The organism is Colwellia sp. MB02u-6 (genome assembly GCF_014077095.1).
GTDB lineage: Bacteria > Pseudomonadota > Gammaproteobacteria > Enterobacterales > Alteromonadaceae > Cognaticolwellia.
This window is the reverse complement of sequence record NZ_JACGVG010000028.1, coordinates 223,241-237,448: the sequence shown is the minus strand read 5'-3', so window position 1 is coordinate 237,448 and position 14,208 is coordinate 223,241. Positions and strand designations below refer to the sequence as shown.

Annotated in this window: 14 protein-coding genes and 2 pseudogenes; 12 read left to right on the top strand and 4 right to left on the bottom strand. The window is 36.5% G+C overall.

Going from position 1 to position 14,208, the window contains the following annotated elements; translation table 11 throughout:
* Positions 1-160: 160 nt before the first annotated feature.
* Positions 161-1,111, bottom strand: a pseudogene (locus H4J46_RS06400) (integron integrase).
* 163 nt (positions 1,112-1,274) lie between these two features.
* Here H4J46_RS06400 and H4J46_RS06395 point away from each other — a divergent pair.
* The 9 genes from H4J46_RS06395 (at position 1,275) to H4J46_RS06360 (ending at position 5,913) form a co-directional block, all read left to right on the top strand.
* On the top strand, positions 1,275-1,607 hold the full coding sequence (locus tag H4J46_RS06395; protein ID WP_182232700.1) for a hypothetical protein: 333 nt from the start codon (positions 1,275-1,277) through the stop codon (positions 1,605-1,607).
* Between the two features lie 218 nt (positions 1,608-1,825).
* Positions 1,826-2,398, top strand: coding sequence for a hypothetical protein (locus tag H4J46_RS06390; RefSeq protein ID WP_182232699.1), 573 nt, complete (start codon positions 1,826-1,828; stop codon positions 2,396-2,398).
* 144 nt (positions 2,399-2,542) lie between these two features.
* Complete coding sequence (locus tag H4J46_RS06385) at positions 2,543-2,743, top strand: hypothetical protein (protein WP_182232698.1); 201 nt, start codon at positions 2,543-2,545, stop codon at positions 2,741-2,743.
* Positions 2,744-3,084: 341 nt separating this feature from the next.
* Positions 3,085-3,234, top strand: a complete 150-nt coding sequence (locus tag H4J46_RS16910; protein ID WP_220462959.1) for a hypothetical protein — start codon at positions 3,085-3,087, stop codon at positions 3,232-3,234.
* Between the two features lie 26 nt (positions 3,235-3,260).
* Entirely contained in the window at positions 3,261-3,638 is a 378-nt protein-coding gene (locus H4J46_RS06380; RefSeq protein ID WP_259365704.1) for a phosphoribosyltransferase, read from the top strand.
* A gap of 134 nt (positions 3,639-3,772) precedes the next feature.
* On the top strand, positions 3,773-4,675 hold the full coding sequence (locus H4J46_RS06375) for a PHB depolymerase family esterase (RefSeq protein ID WP_182232697.1): 903 nt from the start codon (positions 3,773-3,775) through the stop codon (positions 4,673-4,675).
* 195 nt (positions 4,676-4,870) lie between these two features.
* Positions 4,871-5,161: a DUF3817 domain-containing protein gene (locus H4J46_RS06370; RefSeq protein WP_182232696.1), complete on the top strand. Its 291-nt coding sequence runs from the start codon at positions 4,871-4,873 to the stop codon at positions 5,159-5,161.
* 235 nt (positions 5,162-5,396) lie between these two features.
* On the top strand, positions 5,397-5,639 hold the full coding sequence (locus H4J46_RS06365) for a hypothetical protein (RefSeq protein ID WP_182232695.1): 243 nt from the start codon (positions 5,397-5,399) through the stop codon (positions 5,637-5,639).
* Positions 5,640-5,718: 79 nt separating this feature from the next.
* Positions 5,719-5,913, top strand: coding sequence for a hypothetical protein (locus tag H4J46_RS06360; protein ID WP_182232694.1), 195 nt, complete (start codon positions 5,719-5,721; stop codon positions 5,911-5,913).
* Between the two features lie 180 nt (positions 5,914-6,093).
* Here H4J46_RS06360 and H4J46_RS17125 read toward each other — a convergent pair.
* A pseudogene (locus tag H4J46_RS17125) lies at positions 6,094-6,560 on the bottom strand (transposase); the annotation flags it as partial.
* A 430-nt stretch (positions 6,561-6,990) separates the two neighbouring features.
* On the opposite strand from H4J46_RS17125, the gene H4J46_RS06355 reads away from it, so the two are divergent.
* The 3 genes from H4J46_RS06355 to H4J46_RS06345 all read left to right on the top strand — a co-directional run bounded on the left by H4J46_RS06355 (position 6,991) and on the right by H4J46_RS06345 (position 11,417).
* Entirely contained in the window at positions 6,991-7,407 is a 417-nt protein-coding gene (locus H4J46_RS06355; protein WP_182232693.1) for a BLUF domain-containing protein, read from the top strand.
* Positions 7,408-8,873: 1,466 nt separating this feature from the next.
* Positions 8,874-9,719 (top strand): hypothetical protein, encoded by an 846-nt coding sequence (locus H4J46_RS06350; protein WP_182232692.1) that lies wholly within the window; start codon positions 8,874-8,876, stop codon positions 9,717-9,719.
* Positions 9,720-9,824: 105 nt separating this feature from the next.
* The gene (locus H4J46_RS06345) at positions 9,825-11,417 is read left to right on the top strand and encodes an oleate hydratase (RefSeq protein ID WP_182232691.1); all 1,593 of its coding nucleotides are present in this window, start codon (positions 9,825-9,827) and stop codon (positions 11,415-11,417) included.
* A 319-nt stretch (positions 11,418-11,736) separates the two neighbouring features.
* Here H4J46_RS06345 and H4J46_RS06340 read toward each other — a convergent pair whose 3' ends face one another.
* Positions 11,737-11,964, bottom strand: a complete 228-nt coding sequence (locus H4J46_RS06340) for a hypothetical protein (RefSeq protein WP_182232690.1) — start codon at positions 11,962-11,964, stop codon at positions 11,737-11,739.
* Positions 11,965-11,970: 6 nt separating this feature from the next.
* On the bottom strand, positions 11,971-14,199 hold the full coding sequence (locus H4J46_RS06335; RefSeq protein WP_182232689.1) for a tetratricopeptide repeat protein: 2,229 nt from the start codon (positions 14,197-14,199) through the stop codon (positions 11,971-11,973).
* Between the last annotated feature and the right edge of the window lie 9 nt (positions 14,200-14,208).

Here is a 14,208-nt window from a genome sequence, read left to right as displayed (position 1 = left end):
AAAATCCAAAATCCAAAATCTAGTGATATCCTCCTTCATTATTCAAACAGAATTTTTCAAAATATAGAGTTATTTTCTTAGCCTGTGAGTTTATTTATTTAAATTTTATTCAATAGTCATTAGCGCCGTAATTAAAACATAGCCAGTAGGCTGTAACTTCTTATATTAAAGCCGATAACGGGCTTATAACACCGTTTTCACCTCGCTCTATGACATGTGTGTATAGTTGCGTGGTTCTAATGTCGCTATGCCCCAATTGTTCTTGCACAGTACGAATGTCGCACCTCTTTAAAGTAGATGAGTCGCGAAAGAGTGACGTAAGGTGTGAAAAGTTACGTTTTTATTTATATTTGATTTCATTGATGCTACTTTTATTGCCTTTTGAATAACAGTTACATTCATATGGTGCCGTCTTAACTTATTGACTTCAGGGTCTAGCGATATTCGATTTGATGGAAATAAATAATGCCAATTAAATATTTTAGCTGCGCTCGGATATTTTCGTGCTCAAGCAAAAGGTAAATAGACACCAGAGTAGTCAGCATTCTTAATACATAATAAGCGCTCACCTGTGATATTTGATTTTTTAGCGCCTCAGTTAACTCAGGGACTAATGTAACGGTTCGATACTTACCCGCTTTTCCATTCCAAACTTCAATGCAGTGATAATCAAAGTTGATATCTTGAACCCGCAGACGTACCGCTTTCATTAAGCGCAAGCCACTGCCATACATTAATTGACACAATCACAGGTTATTTGTATTTACAGCCGTCAAAAGCGCTTTGACTTCTGCTGCTGTCAATACTGTGGGAAGTTTTGGTGTTACTCGAGATTTATTAAAACGTAATTCAAGGCTAAGTGGCTTTATTAAAATATGCTTATAAGTAGTTAACTGAATTTAATGCTAACGCCTGAGATTTAGGGGCAAGATTTAAGTTATTTGAAAGGTAACTAAGAAATTGTTCAACTTCCTTATCATGGCAATCGTTTGGATGTATTTTTCCAAGAAAGATAATATAGGCTTTAATCCAATATAAATAAGACTCAATAGTGCGTTTGGCGTAGCGTCCACATAGTTTCTTTGATATGTGAGAGAAATTCAGATTTCATAATCATTCATTATTAATCTTAAAGATGGGCTGTATATAAATACAGTTTAGCTTTATATCCCACTTTTATGTATAAAGCGGGATTTAATCTGTCTTTCTACATCGCCATATACATAACTTAATATTAACGTGTTGAATGTTAATATTAAGTTATGTATATTTATTTGAATAAATATACATTAGCTGGACATTTACCTTTATTGAAAGTGGGATTTTATCCGTCTAATAAACTGTTATGTGCCAAGGAGGTTATTCACAATATGACATTTCTAAGTTTAATTATATTTTCTATATTATTAATCGGCTGTTCTACTTCTTCTGAAAAAGTCTTTCTTCCAAGTGGGGAGCAAGGTATCGCTGTTAGATGTGAAGAGTTCTTAAAAGATTGTTACAAGGAAGCAGGTAAGGTTTGCCCAAACGGCTATGAAGTAAAAGAAAAAACCACAGCATCTAATTTTCTTGTACCTGTTTACGATTTATTGATCGTTAGTAAATAAATATCTTATTACTAGTATTTGATATATGAAACGTTTCACACAGCACATAACAAGAACTTCAAACGGAAAAAATATAGTTGGCTGTTTTCAATCCGTTCAACATTTTAGCCAACTATATTTTTCCGCTTAAGTAGGCGTTATATTTCAGAGTCACTCCACCTAAAGGCGAAGGCACTCTTTAAAATGTTGGAATTTAATTTAAAAAGAGGATTATTATTATGCGATCTGTTTGTAACATTTATTTAGCTATTTTTCTATTAATCATGTGCGTATTTGCAAACGCAGAAGATAAATCTACAAGTTATAATGATTTGCAGAAATCTGAAAATTTGATTGATGCCTTTTATTCATTTGAAAAAGATCGACTAGAAACAGCGTTAACATTTGCACAAGATTCGATTCCCAATGTCGTATTTTATCAAGGATGGGCTGAAGGTGGTAACTACAAAATTATAAAACGTCAGCCATGTTTAGCAAAGAAATTAGACCTTATAAGTTGCTCTATAACAGTTCAAGATGATCTTATGCTTGCTTTAGGTATTGATTTCAACGTTACGGACACCTTCGAAATTAAATTCTCTGGTTTGAAAATCATTTCAGTAGAAACAAGCTCTAATGACTTGGATGTCTTTTGGCAGGCAAGAGAATGGGTTAAGAAAAAATATCCAGAATTAATTGAAGCCCCATGTAAAGGAATTTGGAATGGTGGCCCAACACCAGGAAAATGTGTACGTGCAATGGTCGAAGGTTATTCTCGTTTTGCTAAGAGCGATGATTTTCCAAAACAATAAAGTATGGCATTATTAAGGTGAAATATAACAAGTCATTAAAGCAGGACAAAAAACAGTTGGTTTTGCTCCTACGTCGCTAATTTTAAACAACTATTTTTTGCCTCTTAGTGAGGCGTTAGGCATCTTATGCACTGTGCACTCTTAATGTCGATAATGATTTTACTAGCTGCTTGTTCCTCTAGATTTGATGTCGTTACATATGAAATTGTGGACGAGCAATATTTAGACATCTCAGGTAATGTTGCAGAGCCTTTAAATTTTAAAATTAAAGTTCAATATGTAGCTTTGTCGAAAGCAAAAGAATGTAAAGATTATAATTTTTTAGCTGGCTTATATATTTCATAATCTACATATCCCTTTAAAAGAACTGTCACCAGATACTAAGTGCAACTGGGAACCAAAAACTGTTTTCTTGTGTGTTGGCGATAATGCAACGGAACCAAGTAAATGCAATAGCTTATTCGCTATTGGTACTAAACAAGATGACAATGACATTATTATCATAGAATGTGAAATTTCAAACTGGTGTATCAGAACTGCATTTGGTTTATATACTGAGAGCATTAATAAATTAAACAGGGATTATGTTGTTAATATTGTAGTAAGAATGCCTAACAAGCCATTTAAGCAGGACAAATAACAGTTGGCTCTTAATGGGGCGTTATGCAACCAGAGTGATGTGCTATATGAATAATGAACATGTTGGCGAATTAGTATTGAGTAAACAGCAAATTCAAGAAGGCGTTCAAATCGTTGCGAAACAACTCAGCGCTCAATTTCACAACGCAGTTGTCATTAGCGTTGTTCCGGGGGAATCTTATTTACGGCTGATTTAATACGCGAGTTAAGTTTTGATGTCTGTATGGATTATATTTCATGTCCACATACGCCTGGTGATAGTAATAATTCATCAGAAATAGTTTATCACCAGAATATAGGTATTGAAGGTAAGGATGTTATTGTAATCGACGATGCAATTGAGTCTGGTGGGACAATGAAACGTTTGATTAAGTATTTAGCTGATAACTATGAGATTAAGTCGTTATCAATCGCAACGCTGTTTGTTAAACCTAGTCGAGTTGATATTCCAATACATCAATATTTTGCTTTCGAAATGCCGAATGATGATTCGCTTGTTGGGTATGGCTTACCTTGGCAAGACAAATTAAGAAATGTCCCTTACGTATCAAAGCTAGTGAAGTATGCAAAGTTGCATGGTAAGGCACTTAAAATAAACTAAAACAGTGGGTTACGTTTCGCTTCGCTACACATTCTAACCCATTGTTTTAGTCCGCTTAGTGCGGCGTTATGTATCTACTGAATCAAATAGCACATTCAAGACTGATCGATACATCACCAAAGAGGATAGAGTCTATGTCGAAAACAAGAGTTAGTCTGGTTCTACTCATTTCAATTTTCAGCAGTGCAATTATCGCACAAGTTAAATCGGTGGAACAATTGGAGTCGATAACGGTAAACGGGGTGGAGCGACAATGGCGAATATTTATTCCATCTTCGTACATTAAAGGTAAACCGACACCACTCGTACTCGACTTTCATGGGAGTGGTTCGGCCCCAGATCGACAAGCAATGCTCTCTGAATTTGAACAGCTCGCTGAGCTGGAAGATTTTTTTGTTATAAGTCCAGCAGCGAAATACTACCGTAAGAAAGGCGAAATAGTAACTTGGAATGTCGACCTTCATGAAAAGTGTGTTGACGATGTTCTATTTGTCAGAGAACTACTCGCCACTATTGGCCAACATTACACGATAGACCCAACTAGAATATATTCGACTGGTTTTTCTGGAGGCGCTCGGATGAGCAGTCGGTTGGCGTGTGATCTTTCCAATGTTATTGCAGCGGTCGGTCCCGTTGCAGGCGTTCGGTATCCAGAAGACTGTAATCCGAGCCGGCCTGTACCTGTGATCACCTTTCATGGTAAGGCAGACAAGATAAACCACTACAAACACCAAGCTGACTCCACCGCATACTGGCGCATGGGTGTAGAAGAAGCGCTCTCTGGTTGGATAAGTACAAATCAATGCACTGGTTCGCCAGCACTAGAAGCAGTGAGTGATTCTGTTATTCGCGTTTCTTACCAGAACTGCCAAAGTGAGGGGGATGTAGTGTTTTATCGTTCAGACGACGCTGGGCACACATGGCCGGGTTCGCAACTCGCTGATGATCTTGAAAAGGTTGGCTTAGGTAAGACAAATACGGAAATCCCAGCAACGAAGTTGATTTGGGAGTTTTTCAAGATGCACCCATTACAGTAGTCGATAAAATACATAACAAGCAAATTAATCAGGACAAAAAACAGTTGGTTCTTCCTCCTGCGTCGCTATTTTAACCAACTGTTTTTTTGCCTACTATTTGGGCGTTATGTGTTAAACGTGTATAAGCCGTAAGCCTGAACATTTAATTTTTTATGTTTAGGTCAATGATAAAGTTAGAACTAAACAGGTTGTGTCATGCTCAAATATTTCAGAATTATCAGTGTTGTTGAGGGGTTGTCATTCTTAGCTATTTTATGTGTTACGCTTGGTTTAATAAGCAGAGAATTCGTTTCTTATCTTGGTATGTTTCATGGTGTTTTATTCATGTTTTACACTGCGCTATCATTTGTTGTAGCCAATAAAAAAGGTTGGTCTATTCTATCTTGGATAGCATTGTTTTTAGCTTCTATTATTCCGTTTGCTTTTATTATTGTCGAAATTTTCTTGCGAAAAGAATCCGCAAAACAAGCATTGTCTGTAGCATAATTTAGTCAGTGCATGTCATACCTCATGCCAAGAATGCACATAACAAGGCATTCAAACGGACAAAAAGCAGATGATTGGACCCCCTCACTTTCTAGAGTGAGGTAATATAAAAGTTACCACACAAATATATTATAAACAGTCCTGTTATGTATCGCACTAGAGTGGGTGTTGATTTAGCAAAAGAAGTTATTCACTTTGTACTTACACAAGCAAAAAGGTGCAGTCGAGTATCGAGATGACGTCGAACGAATTTCTTTGTTGGCTTATCAAGAGCAAACTTGCAACGATAATATTTGAGGTATGTGGTACGTCTAATTACTGCAAGCAAAAAGCTATTGAAGCAGGACATGATGCACGCTTGATTTCTGCTAAGTTGGTCGCTGTGGTTAGAAAAAATCAAAAAGCAGATAAAAATGATACGCTTGTTATTATCCAAACCACTGTATTACCCGATGTACTTTCACCGGCAGAAAGATAGTTGCTCAGTAACAGTTACAAACGATTAAACGTTTAAGGGAATTGGCTGTTAAACACCAGGGGCTGCCCACAAGCAATTAGTGTCCTTATTGCTAGAGCTGAATATTCGTATTTCAAATAGAAAAAGCGGTATTATTTCTGCAATTGATGGTGTTTTAGAAGATGCGACCAATGACTTACCCGTAGAATGTCGCAAGGCAATTTATACCGCTAAGCTTCATTTAAACTGGTTGATTGAAGCCGTTCAACAGTATGACGATTGTTTGGAAAAGTAAGTATCCACTCATATCTAACGGCTCCGATTTTTCGTCTCGTTTATCTTTTAAAACAGCTAGTTTTGTGGGTTTTTTATGAGTATTTAATCCAATAAAAATTATGCTATTGTTATTCATTCTAGCCTACACTTTAGTTATTTAACAAACTAATTCAAAGATTTACTTAACCCTTCTGTCGTTTTGTAGTTCGGTGAAAATGTTGGCTTTATGTTTATATGTTTGAACCCTTTCAATTAATAGTTGTCTTGCACGTCCATTTCCATATTTAATGATGTCCCTAATCGTAGTTTACGCTACGTGAACTTTCACTGGGTATTAAACCCAAAGAGGCCATTAATTTTCTGGGATGATCAAAACGTCTAATAGCCCTAATTTGGCAATCGTTCCCACAGCAACTAACATCACATCGCCACGCATCACTTGAATAGCTTTAATGACAAGATAATAGCGGCACTTTTTCATTTGGTGCTCAAGTTTATTGATTAAGCGAGCCACTCGTTTTATTCATTCCGTGATGGTTTATATCATTTCTTGTAAAATAATTTTTTGACTATGGTGAGGTAAAATAAGCTCATTTAACTAGGATAAATGCTGATTTGACCAATTATCTTTCACAGCACATTTATGTTGCTCCTTAAAAATAGTCCAAAAAAAGATATAATGTTTGCGCACCTATTCGGGGTAATAATATGGAGGTATGAGGTATGAGGTATGAGGTATTAGCTATTGACGCAATTGCAATCGCGTCGTTAATTACTCAGGCATAAAATAATCACTTAGTTTTTCACTACTTTAGATGATGATAGTCATGCAGCACAAATGTCCCAAGTGGTCACAGACTGTGTGACAACTTTTTGATCACCTTTTCGTATAACTACCTAATAGTTATGCTTTAAAACGTTTTATCAAAGGTGAATTTTTCTGAAAAAAACATTTTCGTTACTAGCTCTATTGCTAAATAGGGGCTAGTATCTATAAGTCAGTACAGTATTAATTGCAGAGAACACGATATAACAGCCATAAAAATAGTGTGAAAATCTTATTTTCACACTTAGCTATTAAAAGGTAGAATAAACCATGCTTTCACATATTGTTTATTTAAGTGACTCGACCAATTTTATCAACTGGAGTCTTATTAAGGATATTCTATTATGTTCAGATGAAAACAATAAAAATAAAAATGTTACAGGCATACTATTCGGCCATGGCATAAACTTCCTTCAAGTTTTGGAGGGAGATAAGATCATAATAAAAAATTTATATGAGCATATTGCTAAAGATGAAAGGCATGAAAATATAATCCTCCTTGATTTTTGCCCTATCACTGAACGTAAATTTAGTGGCTGGAGTATGAAAGGTTTTAACTTCAATAATTTACCCAAAGAACAACAACAGCATATTTTGAATAAGTACTGTCCAGCTAGTGAATATTTTTATTTACCTACTGAGAAGAAAAGCTGTTTAGCGTTTATAGATGAATTAACACAATTGTAATAAGGGGTGAAAAAACCCAATAAAAGCAAGTTGTTCTTGATTCAACCTTGCCGTAAACCCCAAGGGAAGATAGAGGATTATTTTTGAACAAACAAAAATATAAGCCCAATTAATCATATTTCATTCTGGTAAACTTTCTTATTACACGTTATTACATAAGGTGAGCCCCATGATATTTTTATAATTAAAATAATAGATTGACCACATATTTCTACTTTGATCTTATATAGATTTTGAATTTTTCATAATTTAGTCTGTCTATTGACGTTTCTGCACATTATTTTTCTTGTATCAACGATAATCACCAAAAAGCAAAAGTCAGCTATTTATTATTTGATATACCGTTCTAAAGCTTGCCTTAACCCCCTTATAACCCCCTTAATCGCAGAAAACCTGGCGTGCTGCCTTCACATTAGCTTGAATATACTCAAAACAGAAAAAAGACAGTATCCCGGTAAATAAAGGTTTGTGGTCATGCAAACTGTTTACATTGATATCAGATTACGCAGGGGCAGCGGTACCGTGGTCAAAAAACAAGCATTAACCCTCTTACCTTGCCATTGTCCCACTTGAAAGAGCAGAAGGATTGAAGCTGCTCATTAAATGATATGACTCAATATTAAAAAGATAGACCACTTTACGAGGGATCAATTCGACGGTGCGATGTTAGTGCCAGATCTTAGTTGAACGATGACGATTGTTACGTGTATACATTACATTATGGATGTTGGAATTACTTTCATTAGTGATGAGTGATCTGATAATGTTTTCTCGTACATAAGCATAGTCTTCTCAAAATTTTAGCTAATCGAGGTATCCCAACATGTTTATCTTTTTTCTTGTCAATGCAAGGTATACCTCGTCAGTTTGCTCCCATAGCTTAAAAGTCGATATTCGTCACGATGAAAACCAAAAATGGGGAACTTAAGCAAAGGATATGCAATGTTGCCGTTGATCAACTGGAACAAGATGTATCATATTAACCTGTGTTAGTAAGTGTTAATAAGTGATCCCAAATTCTCTTGTTGGGTATACATGGCAAGAATATCGAAAGCCACGTAAGCCATTTAAAAAGATTAAAGGTATAAAGGGTCCCTTGATAAATTATGGGATCCAGGTCTTGGTTAGGTTATTTGACTTCCCATATCTCACTAGACAGCCTTTTATGGCTTCCCGATGAAACAGGCTTTCTTACTCTCTGTTTGACCGTTTTATCGTCAATTGCTAATGTGTAGACTCGGTGGGGCTAACCGTTTGTTTCGTTTGATAGTTTTACAAAATTTGCATTTCTCATTTTTGTCTGTGTCATGAATACTCAAAAATAACTTGGCTAAATCGATTACAACGACTTTAATTAAGGACATCTAGACTCACCTTTATTGAATATTTTTAACACCTTTCAATATGGCACATATGTGCCGATTAATTGGGGGAGTCCATAGCATTCGTTAGTATTAGATCTAGCCATGAAAAGTGAATATCTCACTAAAACTATAGGACTTAAAATGAAAGTTGGAGATTTTATTAGCAAGGTGGGCATCCCACTTATTTCTGTGTTAACTGCATCCATGGTGGCTTGGCTAAACTACAGTGTTAATGAGAGAGACCAGAAGATTCAGGCGGAGTTGAATGCAATCAACGCGCAGGTGACCTTGAATAAGGAGGAACGTGATGAGCGCGAAAGTAATCAGGATTTTAACCTTAAGATCTACGAGATTGTTACCCAATCATTAGAAGAACAAAATGCTAAAAAACAGGAGGCAGCCCAGGCCTTTGTGGTGGTAATGGTGGACGAGCCTTTAAGGTCTTCGTTGTTGAATGTGCTCAAGCAGGGCGGGGCGCCCGAGGTTAAAAAAAATATTAGTGAAATTTTACAAGCTGAAGAAAAGTTTAAATACGAAACAACTTTGAAAAACAATTCCGTGACGACACCTGGCCTTGACAAGACAGTCAAGCCGTCTTTTCAGTGGAATGATTGGGATTTCGATATTTTTTGGTGCACAGAGTCTGGTAGTTCTGCGATGAAACAGGCAAATCTGGTAGGTGAGCAACTGTTGGCTGAAGGTTCGAAAGGGCGTATCCGGATTAGAGAATTACCCAAATCAATCAACGCCAAATCGGGTTATCAAATCAGCGGATATGGCATTCGTCGGAATAATAATAAGGCCGAAAGCGACGTAGCAAACGCACTTAAAAATCTGGCAGAAAGGGTACTTGACAGTAATGACATAAAAACAACTTTTAGTGTCAGTGTCTCTAACCAGAATACGCCATGGTATGTAAGTTCGTTTGTGTGTCCGGTTACAGGTTAACTGAGCTGTTAGGGTGTATTCGTAGTAGTACTAACAGGTCAGTCAAGCACCTGCTGTTAACGTTATGTGTAAACTTACATGTAGAAATGATTTAAGGATAATTTCATGAAAACAGAAAGAAAAAAAAACCTGAAAGATTCAAAAGTGTACCTTATTGGTAGCGGAATTGCTGGACTTGCAAGTGCTGTTTATTTAGTAAAAGATGCTGGTGTTTCTGGTGAAAATATTTATATTTTAGAAAAAGATTTAATTCCTGGTGGAGCCACAGACGGTGCTGGTGATAAAAAGAATGGATTTGTTATACGTGGTGGAAGAATGCACGAAATGCACTTCGAATGTTATTGGGAGCTGCTTTCTCACATTCCTTCACTGGAAGATCCAAATGTTTCGGTAAGAGACGAATCTTATGATTTTAATGAACGGTTTGTTTCAAACGGACAGGCCCGTTTGTTGAAAAACGGGAAAAAATTGGATGTTTCTTCTTATGGTTTATCGTTTAAACAAAAAACAGATTTTCTTAAATTAACCTATGCTTCAGAGAGTTCACTTGGTAATCAACGAATAGAAGATTGGTTTGATCAAGCTTTTTTTGACACAATTTTTTGGTATATATGGACATCCATGTTTGCATTCCAAAAATGGAGTAGTCTTGCTGAAATGAGAAGATATATGAAAAGATTTATCCATCTTATTGATGGTTTGCCTAGATTGGGAGGCGTAATGCGTACTAAATACAATCAATACGACTCTGTAGTAAGACCTATGAAAAAATACCTTGAAAAAAGGGGGGTGAAATTTCAAATGGGTAAAGAAGTTGTTGATATTGATTTCAATCTATCCGCTGACAAAAAGAGTGCTACAGTGCTCCACCTTAAAGACAAAACTGAAATAGTGCTTGGCAAAAATGATTTTGTGTTTATCACCAATGGATCCATAACAGAGAGCACTGATAATGGAACCTGGGATACTCCTGCAAAATTGAAAGGCCTAAAAGAATCAGGCTCTTGGAAGTTGTGGAAAAAAATAGCAAAAAAAGATAAGGCTTTTGGCAATCCGAATCCATTTTGTGACAATATTGATTTACAAAAGTGGTACTCATTTACGGCAACAATGAAAGACAGTACATTTCTCGATTATATGGAAAACTTCTCGGGCAATGTGAATGGAACAGGTGGACTTGTTACTTTGACTGATTCCAACTGGCTCATGTCATTTGTAATAGCACGACAACCTCACTTCCCAAACCAGCCTGATGACGTTAAGATTTTTTGGGGTTATGGACTCTATCCTGATAGAAAAGGAAACTACATCGGCAAAACAATGGCAGAGTGCACTGGTGCCGAAATACTAGAAGAGCTTTACTATCATTTGAAAATTCAAGATATAATGAAACCTATTACAGAAGCCGGGAAGGTTAATTGTATTCCTGTTGCTATGCCATTTATTGATAGTCTTTTTATGCCAAGAAAAATGGGTGACAGGCCAAATGTTATTCCACAAGGTGCAACGAATTTTGCCTTTTTAGGCCAATTTTCCGAAGCACCAAAAGATTGTGTATTTACGGTTGAATATTCTGTTAGGACAGCTCAAATGGCAGTTTATGGTTTATTTGATACGGGTAAGAAGGTACATCCAATGTACGATTCGGCACACAATCCAAAATACTTACTTGGTGCACTTAAAGCTATTAGTAGATAATAAAATATGAGTGAATCACGTCACAAAGCACTTCACCGGACAGTAATTTGGCTGCATTCTATTGTGCTAGTGAACTTGATGTTAGGTTACTAGGAGAATTCAGCGGGTGCATTAAAAGTCGCATTTTAAGTAATAAATCTATATCAAACGCAATATACTCAAGTTGATAAGCTTTGGGGATACTTTAGTGTAGTTACCTTCGCTATGATTGGCTTCGTTCTAGGTAGTGAAAGAGCGACGTAGTCTTTTTTGAACCAATAGCAATTGTAGTCGCTTATTTATTTTTTTGTGTTGGAAGTCATCAAGCACTTATTGCTGCTCAATAGCAATTGGAGCAGTTTGCTTCTATTACCAAGTCATACGCCAGTAAAGCTAAGTTAGATGTTATTTCAATAAATCTAGTACCAAACTTTTGGTTAATAAAGTTTATTTCGCCTTCAACAAGATCTCTAACTTCAGCTATATGTTGATATTCAAGCATGTTGGCTTTATTTTCGATATACACTGAAAAATTAAAATTACGGTCTCCAAAACCAATGTTAGTCATATTTTTTCAAAAATTTTCACTATCAGCAAGTAAGAAGGTATTATCACCATTAACACGTGATCTCATGGTAGCCAGTCGTGCTCTTATGCCTCCCATCATTTGCCCAAACTGTTGTTCTTTATTGATTTTTACTAAAATTGGTTCTAAATCTGCTTGCCATACTTTTATCCAACCAGCATCTATAGCCCCTTGAAAATATTGATAGGTTGCACTTGTATTATTTTGCAAAGCATGAATTAAGGCCATATTATAATAATAGGAGGGCTCGTTAGCTTTTTTGCTTTTGCCCTTGTTTAAAAACTGAGTAAAACCATCAATAATTGTTGTCGCCTGTTCAAGCTCTTCTATTTGTAAATAGGCATAAGCTAAATGGAGTGCAGACTGCCCTTCGGATAAGTAATAAAAAGAGTCATTATTTATCGACTTTTCGTGGCGAAGTTGTTCAAAAGAGCTAATTGCTTGAGTATATTTCCCTTGGTAAAAGGCAATCTCACCTTCAATATAATAGTTCATGCCTCTTTTTTCGTCGGTGAATTTGATGTTTTTTAACGAACTAAGAACTTTATTTATATCTCCTTGCGTTGCATAGAAACGTGCTTTCATAAAGCTTATATCTTTTAATGAAAATTGGGATTCTTTTCTACTCGCATAATCAAACCATTGTTGTGTTTTTTCAACTTCCCCCATGTCCATATTAGCAATCAATAAGCCTTTTATTGCCTGCTTATTTATCGGGTCAACATCAAGTGCTCTTTCATACATATTAATTGACTCATCAAGCCTGCCTCGTGTTGATAAGATATCTCCTACTAAGTTATAAGCTCCAGGATAATAAGGGTCATTACTTATAATTTGTGAAAATATGTCCATCGCTTTTTTTTCTGAACCCGCTTGGTAATAAGACCAGGCGACATTATATGCTGCAACAGGAGATTTTGGGTCTAACACATATGCTTGTTCAAATAGCTTATGTGCCCCACTGGCATCTCCACTGCTTTGTAGTAAAGAGCCGTACCACATATATGTCATTGCATAATTAGGGTTAAGGTCTATCGCATGTTTAAATGACTGCTCAGCTTTTTTAACATCACTTAGGGTTAACAATAGGCCTTGCGTTGCGTGTGCAGCAGCTAATTTGGGATTCAATTTAAAGGCGGTAGTTAGGGCATTTTTCGCTGCGACATTGGCTTGTTCTTTTGGCAAATCACCATAGAGGGCAAGTAAAATATTAGCATTAGCAACCCCCACAAATGCTCGGGCATAGCCTTCATCAAATTTAACAGCATCTTGAAAATTCTGTAACGCTTTATGAATTGATGGCGCAGTACGATGTGCTAGCTCTTGTTGACCTTTACCAAAGGCAACCATAGCATCAACATTATTGGTTTCGGCAAGGGTTTCGAATGGGGCGGCTTTACCCAGCAGAGTAACTTTCATTTTCTCAACTACAGCTCTGGCTATATCGTCTTGTATTTGAAAAATATCACGATATTCTCGATCATACGTTTCTGACCAAATATGTTCGCCGGTACTAACCTTTACCAACTGAGCCGTCACTCTTATTTTATTGGTCGTGTCATTCTTTCTAATACTACCTTCAAGAATTGTATCTACCCCTAATTCCTTAGCAATTTCTATAATGGTTTTATTTGAGACACCTTTATAAGAAAAAGAAGACGTTCTGGCGACAACTTGTAAGTCAGGTATTTTAGCCAGTAAATTTAGTAATTCTTCTACCATACCATCAGCAAAAAATTCGTCTTCAGGATCATTACTGAACGGAACAAAAGGTAAAATAGCGATGGATTCTTTTTTGCTAGTAGCTAATGATTTTTGAGCTGTATAAGGTTGTTCAACTGACGGCAAGGAGGCCTTGTGTGGACTTGGCTCTTCTAACCAGAGTTGACAGGCTAAAGTAACAATAACTACCAAAGCGAGCGAACCGGCAATGGACAAAGTTGTTTGGATATTAGCTTGTGGTGTACTATCTTTTGCCTCACCGCTTTTAACTCTTACGATGCCTTTAGCGGTGAAGTTAAACAACCAAGCAAAAATCAAAGAAACAGGGAAGCCAACTAGAAAAACTTGTAGTAATATTGTCATCACCGAGTCTGGCAGCCCTAAGGCAGGCACTGCTAAATCTGCTATCTGGATTAATGGCCAAGCAGATACCGCATATATAGTGGCAACCTTGAATACTTGTCGATGTCTTAATTGAGCTAAAAAACTATCCAATTATTTTCT

Coding starts and splice junctions, on each gene's coding strand:
- H4J46_RS06340 (WP_182232690.1), bottom strand. CDS start 11,964: ATGACTAACATTGGTTTTGGAGACCGTAATTTTAATTTTTCAGTGTAT.
- H4J46_RS06390 (WP_182232699.1), top strand. CDS start 1,826: ATGCGATCTGTTTGTAACATTTATTTAGCTATTTTTCTATTAATCATG.
- H4J46_RS06350 (WP_182232692.1), top strand. CDS start 8,874: ATGAAAAGTGAATATCTCACTAAAACTATAGGACTTAAAATGAAAGTT.
- H4J46_RS06385 (WP_182232698.1), top strand. CDS start 2,543: ATGTCGATAATGATTTTACTAGCTGCTTGTTCCTCTAGATTTGATGTC.
- H4J46_RS06355 (WP_182232693.1), top strand. CDS start 6,991: ATGCTTTCACATATTGTTTATTTAAGTGACTCGACCAATTTTATCAAC.
- H4J46_RS06345 (WP_182232691.1), top strand. CDS start 9,825: ATGAAAACAGAAAGAAAAAAAAACCTGAAAGATTCAAAAGTGTACCTT.
- H4J46_RS06375 (WP_182232697.1), top strand. CDS start 3,773: ATGTCGAAAACAAGAGTTAGTCTGGTTCTACTCATTTCAATTTTCAGC.
- H4J46_RS06365 (WP_182232695.1), top strand. CDS start 5,397: ATGACGTCGAACGAATTTCTTTGTTGGCTTATCAAGAGCAAACTTGCA.
- H4J46_RS16910 (WP_220462959.1), top strand. CDS start 3,085: ATGAATAATGAACATGTTGGCGAATTAGTATTGAGTAAACAGCAAATT.
- H4J46_RS06370 (WP_182232696.1), top strand. CDS start 4,871: ATGCTCAAATATTTCAGAATTATCAGTGTTGTTGAGGGGTTGTCATTC.
- H4J46_RS06380 (WP_259365704.1), top strand. CDS start 3,261: ATGGATTATATTTCATGTCCACATACGCCTGGTGATAGTAATAATTCA.